Annotated in this window: 1 protein-coding gene and 1 pseudogene; both read left to right on the forward strand. The window is 73.9% G+C overall.

Annotated elements, in window-relative coordinates; translation table 11 throughout:
* Window positions 1–314 (forward strand): annotated as a pseudogene (locus ABEB16_RS22190) (hypothetical protein); the annotation flags it as partial.
* Window positions 311–827, forward strand: a 517-nt coding sequence (locus ABEB16_RS22195; RefSeq protein ID WP_345714327.1) for a DUF3500 domain-containing protein, incomplete at its 3' end; no start/stop codon positions are given. The pseudogene ABEB16_RS22190 and the gene ABEB16_RS22195, both read left to right, overlap by 4 nt.

Consider the following 827-nt stretch of genomic DNA (forward strand, 5'->3'; position numbering starts at 1 on the left):
TCGTGCACCGCGACACCGCCCACGCGGCACGGATGGCCGAGGAGCAGTCGATCGACGCACGGGCCCTGCTGCGCGAGGGGATCGTCGACGTCGTCGTGCCCGAACTGCCCGACGCCGCGGCCGAACCGCGCGCCTTCGCCGCCCGGCTGGCGCGGGTGCTGGAGGAGGAGCTGACCGCGCTGGCGGCCACCGAGCCGGGCGGGCGGCTGCGTCGCCGGCTGGCACGCCAGCGCCCCGTCCCGGACCGGCCCGCGACCACCGACCGACCCCAGGCCCCCCGCGGCGGCCACGACATCGCGCAGGAGAAACCATGAGCAGCCCGTACGAGGCCCCCGCGACGGCGACGAGGCTCCTCGTCACCGCGATGGGGTTCCTGGACACCCTCGCCCCCGAGCAGCGCGCGGAGGCGGTGATCGCCGACTTCGACGACCCGCGCCGGCTGGACTGGGACATCATCCCCCGACCGGACCGCACCGGGATCCCGCTGCACCGCCTGGACCGGCACCAGAAGGTGCTGCTGTGGGATCTCGTGCGCCACGCCGTGCCGCTGCGCACGTTCACCAAGGTGCTGGCGATCCCACAGCTGGAGCACGTGCTGCGGGACCACGAGCAGGACTTCCTCGGCCCGGCGCTGCAGAGCTGGCGCACGTCGGACTCGTACTTCGCGACGTTCTTCGGCCGCCCGGGGTTCGAGGACACCTGGATGCTGCGACTGCTGGGCCACCACGTCTGCCTCAACATCACCGTCGTCGAGCAGCGCTGGGTCGTCGCCACCCCGTGCGCGCTGGGGCAGCAGCCCACCGAGTACGACGGCGTGCTGCACCCGC

Source organism: Kineococcus glutinatus (genome assembly GCF_039542765.1).
In the GTDB taxonomy this organism is placed as follows: Bacteria; Actinomycetota; Actinomycetes; order Actinomycetales; family Kineococcaceae; genus Kineococcus_A; species Kineococcus_A glutinatus.